General features: G+C 71.8%; 13 protein-coding genes. 9 read left to right on the forward strand and 4 right to left on the reverse strand.

Features of this window, described 5'->3' with window-relative positions:
* Nucleotides 1–192: 192 nt before the first annotated feature.
* Both CHC09_RS05890 and CHC09_RS05895 read left to right on the forward strand, forming a co-directional pair.
* On the forward strand, nt 193–699 hold the full coding sequence (locus tag CHC09_RS05890; protein ID WP_089291966.1) for an RNA polymerase sigma factor: 507 nt from the start codon (nt 193–195) through the stop codon (nt 697–699).
* Entirely contained in the window at nt 686–1327 is a 642-nt protein-coding gene (locus CHC09_RS05895; protein WP_143232215.1) for a hypothetical protein, read from the forward strand. The genes CHC09_RS05890 and CHC09_RS05895 overlap by 14 nt, the downstream gene beginning before the upstream one ends.
* 12 nt (nt 1328–1339) lie before the next feature.
* On the opposite strand, the gene CHC09_RS05900 is transcribed toward CHC09_RS05895, so the two are convergent.
* Together CHC09_RS05900 and CHC09_RS05905 are read right to left on the reverse strand one after the other, a co-directional pair.
* Nucleotides 1340–2917, reverse strand: a complete 1578-nt coding sequence (locus tag CHC09_RS05900; RefSeq protein WP_089291968.1) for a glycosyltransferase family 2 protein — start codon at nt 2915–2917, stop codon at nt 1340–1342.
* Nucleotides 2914–4170, reverse strand: coding sequence for a glycosyltransferase family 4 protein (locus CHC09_RS05905; RefSeq protein WP_089291969.1), 1257 nt, complete (start codon nt 4168–4170; stop codon nt 2914–2916). The genes CHC09_RS05900 and CHC09_RS05905 overlap by 4 nt, the downstream gene beginning before the upstream one ends.
* Before the next feature lie 108 nt (nt 4171–4278).
* Here CHC09_RS05905 and CHC09_RS05910 point away from each other — a divergent pair, with 108 nt between their 5' ends.
* The 5 genes from CHC09_RS05910 to CHC09_RS05930 all read left to right on the forward strand — a co-directional run bounded on the left by CHC09_RS05910 (nt 4279) and on the right by CHC09_RS05930 (nt 10076).
* Nucleotides 4279–5892, forward strand: coding sequence for a glycosyltransferase family 4 protein (locus tag CHC09_RS05910; protein ID WP_143232216.1), 1614 nt, complete (start codon nt 4279–4281; stop codon nt 5890–5892).
* 115 nt (nt 5893–6007) lie between these two features.
* The gene (locus CHC09_RS05915; protein ID WP_089291971.1) at nt 6008–8167 is read left to right on the forward strand and encodes an ATP-binding protein; all 2160 of its coding nucleotides are present in this window, start codon (nt 6008–6010) and stop codon (nt 8165–8167) included.
* 112 nt (nt 8168–8279) lie between these two features.
* The gene (locus CHC09_RS05920; protein ID WP_089291972.1) at nt 8280–8771 is read left to right on the forward strand and encodes a sigma-70 family RNA polymerase sigma factor; all 492 of its coding nucleotides are present in this window, start codon (nt 8280–8282) and stop codon (nt 8769–8771) included.
* Nucleotides 8768–9472: a hypothetical protein gene (locus tag CHC09_RS05925; protein ID WP_089291973.1), complete on the forward strand. Its 705-nt coding sequence runs from the start codon at nt 8768–8770 to the stop codon at nt 9470–9472. The genes CHC09_RS05920 and CHC09_RS05925 overlap by 4 nt, the downstream gene beginning before the upstream one ends.
* Before the next feature lie 19 nt (nt 9473–9491).
* Nucleotides 9492–10076 carry a hypothetical protein gene (locus CHC09_RS05930; RefSeq protein ID WP_089291974.1) on the forward strand — a complete coding sequence of 195 codons (585 nt, stop codon included), beginning with the start codon at nt 9492–9494 and terminating at the stop codon, nt 10074–10076.
* A 53-nt stretch (nt 10077–10129) separates the two neighbouring features.
* Here CHC09_RS05930 and CHC09_RS05935 read toward each other — a convergent pair whose 3' ends face one another.
* Nucleotides 10130–11935, reverse strand: coding sequence for an AMP-dependent synthetase/ligase (locus CHC09_RS05935; RefSeq protein WP_089291975.1), 1806 nt, complete (start codon nt 11933–11935; stop codon nt 10130–10132).
* Nucleotides 11936–12159: 224 nt separating this feature from the next.
* On the opposite strand from CHC09_RS05935, the gene CHC09_RS05940 reads away from it, so the two are divergent.
* Nucleotides 12160–13374, forward strand: a complete 1215-nt coding sequence (locus tag CHC09_RS05940; protein WP_089291976.1) for an acetyl-CoA C-acetyltransferase — start codon at nt 12160–12162, stop codon at nt 13372–13374.
* 11 nt (nt 13375–13385) lie between these two features.
* Complete coding sequence (locus CHC09_RS05945) at nt 13386–15512, forward strand: 3-hydroxyacyl-CoA dehydrogenase NAD-binding domain-containing protein (RefSeq protein ID WP_089291977.1); 2127 nt, start codon at nt 13386–13388, stop codon at nt 15510–15512.
* Here CHC09_RS05945 and CHC09_RS05950 read toward each other — a convergent pair.
* Entirely contained in the window at nt 15498–16250 is a 753-nt protein-coding gene (locus CHC09_RS05950; protein WP_143232217.1) for a DUF6308 family protein, read from the reverse strand. The genes CHC09_RS05945 and CHC09_RS05950 overlap by 15 nt on opposite strands.
* Nucleotides 16251–16276: the final 26 nt, after the last annotated feature.

Here is a 16276-nt window from a genome sequence, read left to right on the forward strand (position 1 = left end):
AAGCCGACGGCCCGGACTCTCTCACCCCCGTACTCCCACTGACGCCGCCGGGTCGAATCGGGATCGCGCTCCGGTGCTCGCGGGCCGCGATACTCGGAGGTACGGCGCATAAAAGGCACGGCGCATGAAAAGATTTCCTCTCGGCGGTAAGGATCGGCTCGCCGCCCGACATGAACATGTCGAGGAGGGCCGATGGGCAACGATCCACCTGAGCAGAGGTTCACCGATCTGTACCGGGCGAGCTACGGGCGGGTCCTGCGGTTCGTCGCACGCCGGGTCGGCGACGACGCCGAGGCGGAGGATCTGGCCGCAGAGGTCTTCAAGATCGCCTGGGGTAGGACCACGCGGGGTGAGGTGCTCTCGCCGGCCTGGCTGTTCGTGACAGCCCGCCACGTGCTGAGCAATCATCGCCGGTCGGTGCGGCGGGGCGATTCCGCGTACCGGAGGTTCGCCGTCACGTCGTCGGCCGATGAGCCGGCCGCCGCGACGGCCGACCTGGTCGCCGAGGCGCTCGCGCGACTGCCGGAGGCTCAGCGCGACGTACTGATCCACCGGTACTGGGACGACCTGGGCGCGAGCGAGATCGCCGCGCTCACCGGCCTGTCCGCGTCAACGGTCTGGGTCCGGTTGCACCGGGCCCGGCAGGCGTTCAAGCGGTCTTTCAAAGCCGTCACGGAGGTCGGGCATGACAGGCGTTAAGCGACTGATCCAGGAGGCGAATCCGGTGCGGAACGACCGTGTCGAGAACGTGGCGCGGGCCGAGGCCCGGCTGGCCGAGTTGCTGGGCGGCCGGGCGGCCGCGGAGACGACCACGCCCCTGCGGACGCCTGTCCGGCGCCGTGCCCTGGTCTGGGGGATGGCCGCGGCGATCGCCGTGGTCGGTGCGAGTGTCGCGGGCGTGATCGTGCTGCGGGATCCGGCACCGCCGTCGTCGTCGTCCGACGAGCCGTTCTTCAGTACGACCGCCGACCTCGAGGATCGCGCCGAGGCGATCGTTCGGGTCACCGTCGTCGCGACCCGGACGGTGACGCGGGACGGGTTCACCGAGACGGCGGCCACCGCCGAGGTGAGCAGGGTGGCCAAGGGCGACCCGCAGCCCGGCTCGTCGATCGAGGTGGTCTACTCGTCGTCGGGCCCGGAGCAGGCCGGTGGCATCCGTCGCGGCGGAGAGTACGTGCTGCTCCTGCAGCGCCGCGACGCCACATCCTGGAACCTGGTCAACACCGTTCAGGGCTATTACACCGTCAAGCAGGACGCCCTTACTCCCACGACGGACAACCCGGTCGAGCTCAGCGCAGGGGTCAGGACCTCGCTGGGGGTGTCCTGAGGGCCCTTGCGCTCAGCCGGCGTTCTTCCGCGCCCCCGGCGAACGCTGGAGGCGGGCCAGCACCCGCCGCGCGGTGAGCGGCACCACCGAGATCATCAGCCGGCCGGACTCGTCGACGGTCGGGGCGATCGCGAAGAGCCGGCCGCCCCGGCGCCGCACCAGCGGCCGTGGCATCCGGGCCCGGGCCGCGCGGACCGCCGCGGCCCCGGCCGCGCCGGTCGCGGTCTGCGCACCCAGCGCGCGAGCCGGGTCGAACGGGCCCGGCTGCGCGGACACGGCCCGGCGCTGCCCGGACTCCCCGGACCGGGCGAGCACCTCGGCCACGTCGAGCCGGATGGTCACGACGTCGCCGGAGACCCCGACCTGCGCCGGGATGTCCTCCGCGCTCACGCTCTCCGGCCGGCCGCCGGCCGCCGTGATCACCAGCTGGTCGCCGGACCAGGTGAACGACTTCGCGTCGAGTTTGGCGTCCCAGTCGGCCCAGCCGGTCACGTCGAAGCACTCGTCGGGCAGCCGCCCGAAGCCCGGGTAGGCCGCGTAGCGGCGGCCGTCACGCTCGACCGTGGGCGGGACACCCTCGGCAGCGTCCTGGCGGATCACCGCGAGCAGGTCGTCGAGGTCGCCGTGCCGGGCCACCGCGAGCCGGATCCGGGTCTCCGGGCCGAGCCGCTCGGCGATCCAGTCGGTCAGGTAAGCCTCGCTGAGCCGGGCCACCGTCCGGTGCAGCTGCTCCTGGGTCGGCCGGTCCAGGCGCAGCACGTCGTCCTCGAGGAGCCGGGCGACCTCGTGGTCGAAGCGGTGCACCATGATCGCGTCGCGGCGCCGGCCGGGCTCGATCAGGTCCGCCACGAACGTCATGATCTTGTCGACCGTCTCGATGCGCAGCCCGTGCCGGCTCAGGTAGGTGATGTTGGTGGCGCTGAACCGGCGTACCGCGAAGTAGTAGTCGTAGTCCGCGAGCACCGAGATCCGCCGCGCGTGATAGCAGGCGGCCAGCGTGAACGGCAGGTCGCTGCCGATCCGCATGTCCTCCGGGTAGCGGATCGCGTGCTGCTCCAGCAGCTCACGCCGGAACAGCTTGGTGTTCGCCAGCGAGCGCGGCAGCGGCGAGTCGAACAGGTCGACGTCCTTCTCGCTCTTCTGGTAGATGTCCTGGTAGATGTGCCGGCTGTTGACGCCGACCACCCGGCCGAGCACCACGTCCGACTCGTACTCGTCGGCCGCCGTCACCAGCCGTTCCAGGGCTTCCGGGCCGAGCAGGTCGTCGGCGCCGATGAAGAACACGTAGCGGCCGGTCGCCGCGTCGATCCCGCGGTTGAACGGCGCCGCCGGGCCACCGGAGTTGGTCTGGTGCAGGACGGTGAACAGGCCGGGGTGGCGGCGCGCGAAACGGTCCAGTTCGGCGCCGCTGCGGTCGGTGGAGCCGTCGTCGACCGCGACGATCTGCATCCGCTCGGCCCCGATGGTCTGCCGCACCAGCGAGTTCAGACACTCGGTCAGGTACGGCATGGTGTTGTACACCGCGATCACAACGGTGACATCGGGGCGGCTGACCACTGAGCCAGCCGATTCACTCGCAAGCTCGCTCATGCCAGAAGCTCCTGATAAAGAGTGTTCAGACGGTCCGCCTGCGCTTCCCACGTCCAGCCTGGCAACGGGCTGTCCGGCCCGTCGTAGACCGCCCGGTAACGCTTCGGGTCAGCGAGAATAGCGCGTACCGCCCGGGCGAGGTCGGCGGCGTCCCTGGCGCGGAAGACCTCACCCTGCCCGGTGGCGCGCACCGTCTCGGCCATCGCCCGGACGTCGCTCACCACGATCGGGAGTCGCGCGTGCGAGTACTCGAAGAACTTCGTGATCAGCGCGATCTCGTGGTTCGGCCAATGGTGGATCGGGATCACCCCGATGTCCGCCGCGGCCAGGAACCGGAAGACCTGGTCGGCCGGTACGTAGGGCACGGCGTGCACCCGCTCGGCGGCGGTCAGCGCGGTGATGTGCGGCGCCGACGGGTTCTCCACCACCAGCGCCAGGTGCACGCCCGGCAGCTCCGGCAGCGCCTCGACGATGGTGTCCAGGCCGCGCTGCGGGCTGGACGACCCGCTGTAGACCAGCAGCGGCGTCTCCGGGCCGACCCCGCAGAGCTTCCGCAGGTCGGGGACGTCCCCCTCGGTGCTCTGGGCCGGCGCGTTGAGCACCACGGCGGGCTTGTCGGCCAGTCCGTGCTCCTGCCGCAGCAGGTCGGCGAGCGCGTCGGAGACGGTGACCACGGCGTCGGCGGCCGGCACGTACTCCCGCTCGTAGGCGAGGTGCGCGGGCAGCCAGCGGGCGTTGTCGCGGCGCGGCCGGGCGCCGGGCAGGAACTCGTGCGCGTCCCAGACCAGCTTGACGGTCCGGCCGGCGGCCGCGGCGCGCTGCTTGGCGCGGGCTCCGACCCCGAGCATCCGGAAGTCGTGCGCGTGGATCAGGTCCGGGGCGAGCTCGTCGATGACCTTGCCGAACGCCCGCTCGTAGTTCCACAGCCCGGGCTCCAGCCGCCGCCAGGCCCGGTCACCCTCCTTGGCCAGCCAGTACCGCACCTGCGCGTGCTCCACCGGCCGGCGGGCCTTGCGGGCCAGGGCGAGCGGCAGCCCGCCGCGCTGGACCAGCTTCCGGCGCAGGCCCCCACCGCCGGAGGCGGCACCGCCGCCCATCGGCAGCAGCCGCACCTCGGCGTCGCCTATCCGCCAGTTCTGCTCGGAGTCGCCGGGCGAGCAGCCCAGCAGGGTTACGTTCCAACCGGCTTCGGCCGCCGACCGCGCGGTCTTCTGGACCCGCGAGTCGCCGTGCACGCCGTTGTCGACGAGCATGACAACCTTCATGATGGCGCGAGTGTACGGTCACCCGAGCCCACGAAGATCAACCGAGGTGCCTCTAAGCCTTTCGGACCTGTTCCGTTCACCCTCTAGCCTCTCCTGGTGAATACCGTGCCGCCCGAAACGAACGTCGTCTACCTGGCTCTCGGCGCGCGGCGGGTCCGCGCGGCCGCCGCACACACCGCCCGGCTGGCCGCCGACGGCCACCGGGTCACCCTAGCCCGGACCGATGACCCCGCCTGGGACAGCGTGGCCGTCGCGCCCGCCGTCGACGTACTCCCGGTCCGCTCGGCCGAGGAGGCCCGCCGCCTGGCCCGGGCCGCGGCCGTGACCTACGCCGGCGACGCCGAGGCCCTCGCCGCCGTCTACGGGCTGGACACCCGCCTGGAGCCGGCCGCCGAGCCAGGCCGCCGGACCGGCCCCGCCGACCTCGCCGTGGTGACCCCCTGGTACCCGTCGCCGGACGACCCGTTCGCGGGCGCGTTCGTCCGCGGGTCGACCAGCGCCGTCCGGGACCGTTTTGAGCGGATCTCGGTGCTGCACACCCAGAGCTGGTACTACCCGCCGGGACGGCTGCGCGGGCAACTGCTGGGCGTAGCCGCGGAACGGCAGGCGGTCCGCTGCGGGAACGCGGTCGTCTCCGACGAGCCCGAGGGCGAGATCACCAGGGTCGCGGTTCCCACCCCGGCCGGCGGCGATTATCTGGCGTACGGCGACGAGCAGACCGTGGCACTCCGCGCGGCCCTGCCCACCGGCCGGATCGAGGCCCCGGTCGTGCACGCGCACACCGGCATCATGGCCGGTGTCGTGGCCGCCCGGCTGGCCCGCCCCGACGCCCGGCTGGTGGTCACCGAGCACTCCACGTTCCTGGCCAAGGTCTTCGCGCAGCCCGGCGCGCGCCGCCGCTACGCCGAGATGCTCGACCGGGCCGACGCGCTGCTCTGCGTCAGCGGAAGCCTCCGCGACCAGCTCGCCGACTTCTTCCCCGGCCACACCGACAAGCTGCACGTGGTCCCGAACGCGATCGACTTCGACGCGTTCGCCCAGCGCCCGGAGCCCCCGAAGGCCCCGGACCGTTGGCTCTACCTGGGCCGGTTGATGGAGCACAAGGGCGTGCTCACCCTGGTCGACGCGTTCACCGCGCTCGCCGCCGAGGAGCCGGAGCTCACGCTTACCCTGGTCGGCTCCGGCCCGCTCGCCGGGACGATCGACGAGCGGGCCGCGGCGGCCGGCCTCACCGGGCGGATCACCGTGCGCCCCCCGGTCGGCCCGGAGGAGGTGACCGCCCTGCTGCACGAGCACGACGTGCTGGCCCACGCCTCCCGGCGCGAGACGTTCGGCATGACGATCGTGGAGGCGCTGGCCACCGGCACCCCGGTGCTGGTGGCGCTGAGCGAGGGCCCGGCCGAGACGCTGGCCGGGCTGCACGAGAGCGCCGGCGCGGTCTTCGAGCCGACCACCGACCCGGCGGCCATCGTCGCCGCGTACCGACAGCTCAAGGACCGCTTAGCGCGGCTGGACCTGCCCGGCGCGCGTGCTGCCCTGGACGCCCGCTACGGCCGGGTGGCGGTGGCGGACCAGCTGCTGGCGGCGTACTCCGGCGGCCACGAACCCGGGGCGCCGATGGCGGCCCCCGCACGGCGCCGGATCGCCGGATCGCCGCTGCCCGAGGCCACCGTCCGGACCGCCCGCCGGGTGGTCCGGAAGCTCTTCTAGGAATGCGCCGCACCTGACGAGGGCCGGGAGTGGCTTCCCCGGTCAGGGCGGCTCAGCAAGGGTCAAATCGGGCCGATAAGGGGAGGTCGGACCCTACACGGAGGTCTCGGTAGCAATGAATTACCGACGCTCTCTCGCGCGAACGGCGCTGTTCGCGCTCGTGTATGTCGCTGCGGTGCTCATCGGGTGGCAGACGGTGCTCGGCCCGATCGGCACCGGCCTGATGTGGCCTGCCGGAGTCGCGGCGGTCTGGTTCTGCGCCCAGCGACGCGCGCGCGCCCGCTGGGCGGACTTCGTTGCTCTCCCGCTGGCCTTGACCCTGACGGTGCAGGCGACCCATTCCGCGTCGCCGACCGCCGCCCTGGCCTTCGGCGTGACCAGCGTCCTCCAGGCGTTGATCTTCTGCTGGCTGTTGTCGTACTGGCGACCGAACCTGTGGGGCGCCGGCGGCACCGAGCCGATGCGTTCCCCGACCGACCTGTGGGGTCTACTCGGCGCGGCGCTCGGTGCGAGCCTATGTGGCGCCGCTGTCGGGGTGATCAGCGAACAGTTGTTCGACGTCAGCCCCGATTGGTCGAACTTCCCGCTCTACCTGACCCGGTACACGGCCAGCATCCTGGTCGTCGGATCGGCCGGGGTCTTCCTGGGGTCGGCCGTCACCACGTTCCGCCTCCACTACGGTTCGGTGGGGGGATGGTGGTGGCACTGTCTGGCGACCCTGCTCAACACCCCGCTGTGGCGAATCGGCGAGTACACCGGGATCGTCGTTGTCAGCACGGGTGCCTACCTGATCGGCTTCGGCACCACGGCGCAACTGCCGCTGACGTTCGTGCTGCTCAGTCTCACCGTGCTGGTGGCCACCCGGCTGTCCACGCCGTTCGTGCTGCTGCACAACACGGTGATGGCGGCCATCGCCGTGCAGTACACGATCAGAGGGAAAGGTCCGTTCTCGTACGTCACGGACCTGCAGACCCAGACCATTCTGGTCCAGATCTTCCTCGCCCTGGTCATGGTGGTCGGGCTGGCCCTGGCGCTGGGACGCGACGAACGCAACACGCTGATGGCCGAGCTGGCCGTCGAGCGGGCCGAGCTGGCCGAGGAGCAACAGCGCGCGGCCGCCCACGCCGACCTGCTGGCCACGATCATCGACTCGATGGCCGGCGGCCTCGCCGTGGTCGAGCCCGACGGCCAATTGTCGCTGCGCAATCCGGCCTTCACCAAGCTGCTCAGCGGGTTCGAGCACCAGGCCACCGATCCCGTCTTCGGGCTGTTCCGCCTCGACGGCACCCGGTACAGCGAGGAGGAGATCGCCCACCTGCGCGCCCACATCTGCGAGGAGGCCCAGGACCTGGACGTGCTGGTCCGCAGTCCGGACATGAAGGAAGGCCGCATCGTACAGATCACCGCCACACCGCTGCCCCATCGGGACGGAACCCGCAGCGCGGTCGTGATCCTGCACGACGTGACCGACGAACGCCGGCACCGCGACGAGCTGGCCAACTTCGCCGGCGTCGTCGCCCACGACCTGCTCAACCCCCTGTCCAGCGTCGACGGCTGGACCACCGTCGCGCTCGCCGCGCTTTCGGACCTGCCACCGCACCCGAACCTGGACCAGGCGATCGCCGACCTGACCCGGTCGACCCGCGCGTCGGAACGGATGCGCGGGTTGATCGACGACCTGCTCGCGTACACCACGGCTCGCGATGCCGCCGTCGCCCCGGCGACGGTGGACCTGGGCGCGGTCGTCGCGGACATCGCCGAGGCACGCACGGACGCCGCCGTGGGCGGCGAGAAACCCGCGCCCCGGTTCACCATCGGCGAACTGCCGCCGGTGGAGGCCGACCCGGTGCTGCTGCGCCAACTGCTGGACAACCTGATCGGCAACGCGATCAAATACACCGCCGCCGAGATCACGCCCACCCTGACCATCACCGGCCACCAGGACGGGGACATGGTCGAGATCTGCATCGCCGACAACGGCATCGGCATCCCGGCCGGGCAACACGACGCCATCTTCGGCAACTTCCACCGCGCCCACACCGGCGGCGGATACCAGGGAACCGGCCTGGGCCTGGCGATCTGCAAGCGGATCGTCGAACGTCACAACGGCACGATCACCGCGGCCGACAACCCGGGCGGCGGCTCCTGCTTCACCGTCACCCTCCCCGCGGCGGTGACCGTGACGCTCCCCCTCCCCGACGCGCACCCTGGCGCGGCCACGGTGACACCGCTCAGAGCAGCGGGCCGTCCGTCACCACCCGGCCGGAGGCTGTGACGCCATAGCAACGATGCACTGATCTCCCCGACGCTGTTCGGCACGCTTTGCAGCGGATGGCGCGGACCGATGCGTCTTCACTGGTGGAAGACCGTCGACGGGAGAGCTCAAGGTGACGTTCGAGGAGTTCGTGGCGCGGCACGGGGCCGATCTGCTGCGGCTGGCGTTCGTGCTCACCCGCGACCGGCATCTCGCCGAGGACCTGACCCAGACGGCGCTGGCCGACGCGTACCGGCATTGGCGCCGGGTGGTCGCGGCGACCGATCCACCGGCGTACGTCCGGCGGATGCTGGTCAACGCGCATCTGAGCTGGCGGCGCCGCCGGTGGACCCGTGAGTACCCGGTCGAGGTGACCGAGACCGACCTGGTCTCGCCGGTCGAGCCCGGCGACGCGATCGCCTCCCGGGACGCGTTGCGGGAGCTGCTCGCGGGGCTCGCGCCACGGGCCCGGACGGTCCTGGTCCTGCGCTACTACGCCGACCTGGACGACGCCGCGATCGCCGCCGCGATGGGCGTCACCGAGAGCGCGGTGCGCGCCACCGCCTCCCGGGCGCTCGCGCTGCTGCGGACGGCGGCCGAGACCGAGGTGAAGGAGATCCGATGAGTCATCAGGTCGAACACGAACTGCGCGAACTGTTCGCCACCGACGCCACCCAGGCCCCCGGCACCTCCGGCCTGGTCGGCGGCGCCCTGCGAAAGGTACGCCGCCGGCGCCGTACCCGGCTGGCCCAGGTCACCGCGGCGGTGGTCCTGCTGACGGCCGGCACCCTGACGGCGGCCGTGACCAGGCCGCGCCCCGACACGTCCGGCCCCGACACGCGGGCCCTTCCCGCGACCGCGGCCCCGTCGGCCAGTCCGGCTCCCACCCGGTCGCCGAACCTGGACGCGGTCGCCTCCTGCGCGTTCGCCTACTCCCCCGCCGAGGTCGCGAGGCGGGCCTTCTCCTTCGACGGCACGGTCGTGGCCTTCGCTCCCCGCAAGAGACGGCCACCACAGGGCGTGCGCGCCCCCGGGATCCAATACGAGGTCACGTTCCAGGTGAATCAGTGGTTCCGGGGTGGCAGCGGTGACCGGGTCACGGTCACCATGCCGCGGCCCGGCAACACCGGCTTCGACGAGGACGGTGCCAACACCGCCGACTACGCCGTCGGCACCCGCCTGCTGGTCTCCGGCGAACCCTGGAAGAGCCGGCAGGACCAGGTCCGCAAGCCGTTGGACGATCCGCTCGCCTGGTGGGGCTGCGGCGGCTTCACCCGCCCCTACACCCCGCAGGACGCGGCCCTGTGGGCCGAAGCCACCCAATGATGCACGCCCAGGAGATTTGATGAAGCACCGGTACGAACAGGCCCTGCGGGGAGTTTTCGCCACCGCGGCGGTGCTTCTGGCGACGGCGAGCAGCACCGCACCCGCATCCGGTACGCCCCGGCACCCCGCGACCGGCACCCCCACCGCCGTCGCCGCACCGACCAGGTACCCCGCACCCCCGTACGACGAGGATGCGCTCGTCTGCTGTGCCCGCACCTACTCCCCGGCCGAGGTCGCCGAACTGCCCTTCTCCTTCGACGGCACCGTGGTGGCCATCGCCAGCCCGAGCGAGGGCTACCGCTACCAGGTCACGTTCGAGGTGCATCAATGGTTCCGCGGTGGCGGCGGGGACCGGGTCACCGTCACCATGCGCAGCCCCAGCAGCGCCTACTTCGCCCACTTCGGCCGCGACGACGCCGGCTACGAGCTCGGCACCCGGCTGCTGGTCTCCGCCTATCCCGAGCCCAGACCCGAGCAGGACCGGCAACGTCAGGTGCGCAGACCGCTGGAGGATCTGAATCTGCACGCCGTGTGGGGCTGCGGCGGCTTCACCCGTCCATACGACCCGCAGGACGCCGCGCTCTGGGCCGAGGCCACCCGATAGCCGTCCGTGAACGGCTCGCTCCTCATACCGGGAAGGGCGAGCCGTTCAGGCGGCTACGACGCGGCGGAAGTGGCCGGGTCGTCGTACAGCGCGCCGATGACCTCCGCGTAACGCTCCTGGACGATCCGCCGGCGCAGCTTCAGCGTCGGCGTCAGTTCTCCGCTCTCCGGCGTCCACCCACTCGACAGCACCCGGAAGCGTTTCACCTGTTCAGGCCGGGAGAGCCGGTCGTTGGCCGCCCCCACCGCCGCGGTGATCTCGGCGAGCAGCTCGGGATGGGTGGCCAGCGCCGTGAGCGAGGTGTCCGCGATCCCCCGCCGGGCCGCCCAGACCGGGGCGGTCTCCTCGTCGAGCACGATCAGCGCGGTCACGTACGGCCGCCGGTCCCCGATCGCCACCGCCTGCGCGATCAGCGGGTGCGCCCGGAGCAGGTTCTCGATCTGGGCCGGCGCGATGTTCTTCCCGGCCGAGCTGATGATCAGTTCTTTCTTCCGGTCGGTGATGGTCAGGTAGCCGTCGGCGTCGATCGTTCCGACGTCCCCGGTGGCCAGCCAGCCGTCCGGGTCGGTGACCGGGTCGACCCCGCCGTCGGCGCGCAGGTAGCCCGCGCAGACGAGGGGCCCGCGGACCAGGATCTCCCCGTCCTCGGCGAGCCGGATCTCCATGCCGGGGTTGGGCCGCCCGACCGTACCGGTACGGAAATGGTCCGGGGTGTTGATCGTGGCTGTGCCGGTCGTCTCGGTCATCCCCCAGACCTCGAGCACGTCGATCCCGATGCCGGCGAGGTAGAGCAGCACCTCGACCGGGATCGGCGCGGCCCCGCTGCCCGGCCAGACCACGTTGTCCAGGCCGAGCCGGGCCCGCAACGGGCGCAGCACCCGGGTGTCGATCACTTCCAGCCGCATCGCCAGTTCGGGGGGCAGGGGCTGCCCGGCCTCCCGCAGCTTGTAGGCCTGCAGGGCCACCTCGCGGGCGGTCTCGACGGCGTTGCGCACGGCCGGGTCGGCCGCGGCGAGCTGGGCCTGGACGCCGGCGACCATCTTCTCCCAGATCCGCGGGACCCCGAAGAACGAGATCGGGCGGACGGCGACCAGCCCGGCGAGCAGTTGCGCCGGGTCGGTGCAGATGGTGACGTGCCCGGCGCGGTAGATCGCGTTGTAGACGCCGAGCATCCGTTCCGCGATGTGCGCCAGCGGCAGGTAGGCCAGCGACGGCGCGTGGTTCGGCGTCTCGACCGTCGCCTCCAGCACGACCGACTGGTAGATCACGTTGTGGTGGGTGAGCACCACACCCTTGGGGTCGCCCGTGGTGCCGGAGGTGTAGAGCAGGGTGACCGGCTGCTCGGGCCGGATCTCCCGCCAGGTCTTCTCGAACTCCTCCGGGTCGGGCTGGTGGGCGCCGAGCTCGGGAAGATCACGGCCGGCGAGCAGGACGTGGCGGATCGCCGGCAGTCCGGGCAGCAGCGGAGTCCACTTCTCCAGCTCGGCCAGGCCCTCCAGGACGAGGATCTTGGCGCCGCTGTGCCGGGCCACGTATTCGAGCTGCCCGGGGGCGAGGGTGGCGTACACGGTGGACGGAACGGCGCCGAGGTGGACGGCGGCGAGGTCGACCAGCCAGTGCTCGGGGCGGCTGGACATCATGATCAGCATGCGGTCGCCGGCGCCGAGGCCGAGCCCGGCCAGGCCGTGGGCGAGCGCGGCGACCCGGTCGCGCAGTTCGCGCCAGGTCAGCGTGCCCTGGACGCCCAGGGTGCTGAGCGCCGGCAGGTCGCCGAACTCGGTGGCGTTGCGGTGCAGCAGTGCGGGAACGGTCAGTCCTCGGGCGGTGTCGGCACACCGTCGGGCGAGGGAGGGATCCATCGGGGTTACCTCCGTCAAGTTGGTCGCCGGCGAAAACCTCCGCGGAGGGGCCTCCGCGTCGAAGAGGCCATCATCAATGCTCAGAAAGTAAACCGTGAATCACCTGATGTGAAGAGCCGCGAACCGCGGCGCGGGAGCGAGTCCGAGAATCCTTGACAGGAAGGGCAAACAAGGGAATAAGTTAATCAAGAATCACAACTGACGGCGATCGATGGGAGACCGGGATGGCCACCGAGGCCTACGTGTACGAGGCCCTGCGCACCCCGCGCGGGCGCGGCAAACCGACCGGCTCGCTGCACGGGGTGAAGCCGGTCTCACTGCTCACCGGCCTGATCGCCGAGCTGCGGCGGCGTCACCCCGGGCTCGATCCGGCGGAGATCGAGGACGTGGTGCTCGGCGTGGTCTCGCCGCTCGGCGACCAGGGCTCCGACATCGCAAAGGTCGCCGCGCTCGCCGCCGGGCTGCCGGACACCGTGGCGGGCGTGCAGCTCAACCGCTTCTGCGGATCCGGGCTGGAAGCGGTGAACACCGCCGCGCAGAAGGTCCGCTCCGGTTGGGAGGAGCTCGTGCTCGCCGGGGGCGTCGAGTCGATGTCCCGGGTGCCGATGGGCTCCGACGGCGGCGCCTGGGCCCAGGACCCGGAGACCGCCCTGGCCACGAGCTTCGTCCCGCAGGGCATCAGTGCCGACCTGATCGCCACGATCAACGGGTACTCCCGCACCGACGTCGACACGTACGCCCTGAACTCGCAGCGGCGCGCCGCGACCGCCCAGCGCGAGGGCCGTTTCGACCGCTCGCTGGTCCCGGTCCACGACCGCAACGGCCTGCTGATCCTGGACCGGGACGAGCACGTCCGCCCGGAGACCACTTTGGACGGCCTGGGGGCGCTGCCCACCTCCTTCGCCACCCTCGGTGACCAGGCCGGCTTCGACGCGGTGGCGCTGCAGAAATACCACTGGGTCGAGCGGATCCGGCACGTGCACACGGCCGGCAACTCGTCCGGGATCGTCGACGGCGCGGCCCTCGTCCTGGTCGGCTCCGAGCAGGCCGGTGTCCGCGCCGGGCTAACCCCGCGGGCCCGGATCGTGGCCGGCGCGGTCAGCGGTGCCGAGCCGACCATCATGCTCACCGGGCCGGCCCCGGCCGCGCGCAAGGCCCTCGCCAAGGCCGGGCTGACCGTCGACGATCTGGACCTGGTCGAGATGAACGAGGCGTTCGCCGCGGCGGTGCTGCACTTCATCGACGACCTCAAGGTGGACCCGGAGCGCGTCAACGTGAACGGTGGCGCGATCGCGCTGGGCCACCCGCTCGGCGCGACCGGCGCCATGATCCTCGGCACCCTGGTCGACGAACTGGACCGCCGCGGCGGCCGGTACGGGCTGGCCACCCTCTGCATCGGCGCCGGCATGGGCGTCGCCACCGTGGTCGAGCGCCTCTGATGGGAGTCCACATGTCCGAGACCATCCGCTGGGAGCAGGGCGCCGACGGGATCGTGGTGCTCACCCTGGACGACCCGGCGCGCGGCGCCAACACCATGAACGCCGCCTACATCCGCAGCATGGGCGAGACGGTGACCCGGCTGGAGGCGGAGCGCGACACCGTCACCGGCGTCATCCTCACCTCGGCCAAGAAGTCCTGGTTCGCCGGCGGCGACCTGGACAAGCTCGGCTCCACCTCCCCTGAACAGGGCAGGGACGCATTCGACACGGCCAACGAGGTGAAGGCGCAGTTCCGCCGGCTGGAGCGACTGGGCCGGCCGGTGGTCGCGGCGATCAACGGGGCGGCGCTGGGCGGCGGCCTCGAGCTCGCGCTCGCCTGCCATCACCGGATCGCGCTGGACGACCCGTCGGTGCAGATCGGACTGCCCGAGGTGACGCTCGGTCTGCTGCCCGCCGGGGGCGGCGTCACCCGTACCGTGCGGATGCTGGGGTTGATCCCGGCCTTGACCCGGGTGTTGTTGCAGGGCACCCGGCACCGCGCGGCCGCCGCCCGCGAGCTGGGACTGCTCGACCGGCTGGTGAAGACGCCCGACGAGCTGCTGACCGCGGCCCGCGAGTGGATCGCGGCGCATCCCGACGCCGCGCAGCCCTGGGACGTCAAGGGCTACCGGATCCCCGGCGGGATCCCGGCCGCCCAGCTCTCCGCGTTCCCGGCCACGCTGCGCAAGCAGCTCAAGGGCGCGCCCTACCCGGCGCCGCGGAACATCCTGTGCGCGGCGGTCGAGGGTGCCCAGGTGGATGTGGACACCGCGTTCACCATCGAGAGCCGCTACTTCATCGAGCTGGTCACCGGGCCGGTCGCCAAGAACATGATCAAGGCGTTCTTCTTCGACAAGAACGCCGCCGACTCGCGGGAGATCGGGGACACCCCACCGGTGCGCAAGGTCGCGGTGCTCGGCGCCGGGATGATGGGCGCCGCCATCGCGTACGTCTGTGCCCGCGCCGGCCTCGACGTCGCGCTGAAGGACGTCACCGAGGAGGCGGCCCGGCGCGGAAAGGAGTACTCGGAGAAGGTGATCGCAAAGGCCGCCGAGCGCGGCCGGACCAGCGTGGCGGACGTGACCGTCCTGCTGGACCGGATCACCCCCACCGCCGATGTCGCCGACCTGGCCGGCGCCGACCTGGTGATCGAGGCGGTCTTCGAGGACCCGGCGGTCAAGCAGAAGGTGTTCGCCGAGATCGAGGACGTGATCGCGCCGGACGCGCTGCTCTGCTCGAACACCTCCACGCTGCCGATCACGCTGCTCGCCGACGGGGTGAGCCGCCCCGCCGACTTCATCGGCCTGCACTTCTTCTCACCGGTCGACCGCATGCCGCTGGTCGAGGTGATCCGCGGGGCGCAGACCACCGACCAGACGCTGCGCCGGGCCCTCGCCGTGGTCCGGCTGCTGCGCAAGACGCCGATCGTGGTCAACGACTCCCGTGGCTTCTTCACCAGCCGGGTGATCAGCACGTTCACCAACGAGGGCATGGCGATGCTCGCCGAGGGGGTGCCGCCGGCCAGCATCGAGCAGGCCAGCGGCCAGGCCGGATACCCGGCACCGGTGCTCGCGCTGATGGACGAGCTGACGCTGACCCTGCCGCGGCGGATCCGCGACGAGACCGCGGCCGCGGCCGGATCGTCCTGGCGGCCGCATCCCGCCGATCCGGTCCTGGACCGCATGATCGACGATTTCGGCCGGCCGGGCCGGTCGTCGGGGGCGGGCTTCTACGAGTACGCCGGCGGCAAGCGCGCCGGTCTCTGGCCCGGGCTGTCCGCGTTCGCCTCGCCGGGCGGAGGCGGGAGCGTGCCGTTCGAGGACCTGGTCGAGCGGATGCTCTTCATCGAGGCGCTGGAGACGGTGAAGTGCCTGGACGAAGGCGTGCTCACCACGGTCGCCGAGGCGAACATCGGGTCGATCCTGGGCATCGGCTACCCGGGCTGGACCGGCGGGGTGCTGCAGTACATCAACCAGTACGAGGGCGGACTGCCCGGTTTCGTCGCCCGGGCGGAGGTGCTGGCCGCCCGCTACGGCGAGCGGTTCACCCCGCCCCCGCTGCTGCTCAAGAAGGCCGAGGAGGGCTCAGTGTTCGTCTGAGACGAGCCCTTCGCGCTCCAGAAGCTCCCGTTCCAGCAGGGCGGAGGGTTTCGCGTCGTCGGGGTCGATCCGCTCCAGGGAGACCGTGCCGAAACCCGGGCAGTCCTGCTCCCGGTGCTCGTCGTGGTGCCGCATCCACAGCACCACGTCGAGCACGCGCAGCAGGCTGACCCGGGGCGGCGCCTCGGCGCGGGCCCGCAGCGCGGCGAGCTCCCCGCGCAGTTCACCGCCCTCGAGGGCCAGTCGGTCGTGCAGCCGCACCCACACCTGCTGCGGCCGGCCGTAGAGGCAGCGGATCACCCGGTCGTAGACCGGGATCAGATGCGGCCGCTTCCGGGCGATCAGCTTGCCGGCGGTCACGAACCCGATGTCCTCCCGGTCCCGGAGCAGCTGCCACGCCTCCAGAACCGCGCTTCGGGCACCGACCGCCTCCCGGGCGTCGCGGGTGCCCAGCTCGAGATCGGCCGGAACCCGGGCCAGCAGAGCGGTCACCTGCCGACCGAGATCGCCGTCGAGCAGGGCGAACGCCGTCTCGGCCGGCACCACGACCGACAGGGTCTGCACCGCCAGCAGGTCCACGGCCGTGATCACGTCCTGGACGGCGGCCAGGTCGCCACCGCCGCCGAACGACTCGAAGCGGCGCCCGGTGTACCTTCGCGCGGCCTTCTCGTCGAAGTAGGTGGCGAGATCGAGGGGCGCGCGCTCGGCGCGGACGACGTCGAGCAAGTCAACAGTCATGCCTGATTCTCCACCGCCACGCGGCT

The organism is Actinoplanes regularis, from assembly GCF_900188005.1.
Lineage (GTDB): Bacteria > Actinomycetota > Actinomycetes > Mycobacteriales > Micromonosporaceae > Actinoplanes > Actinoplanes regularis.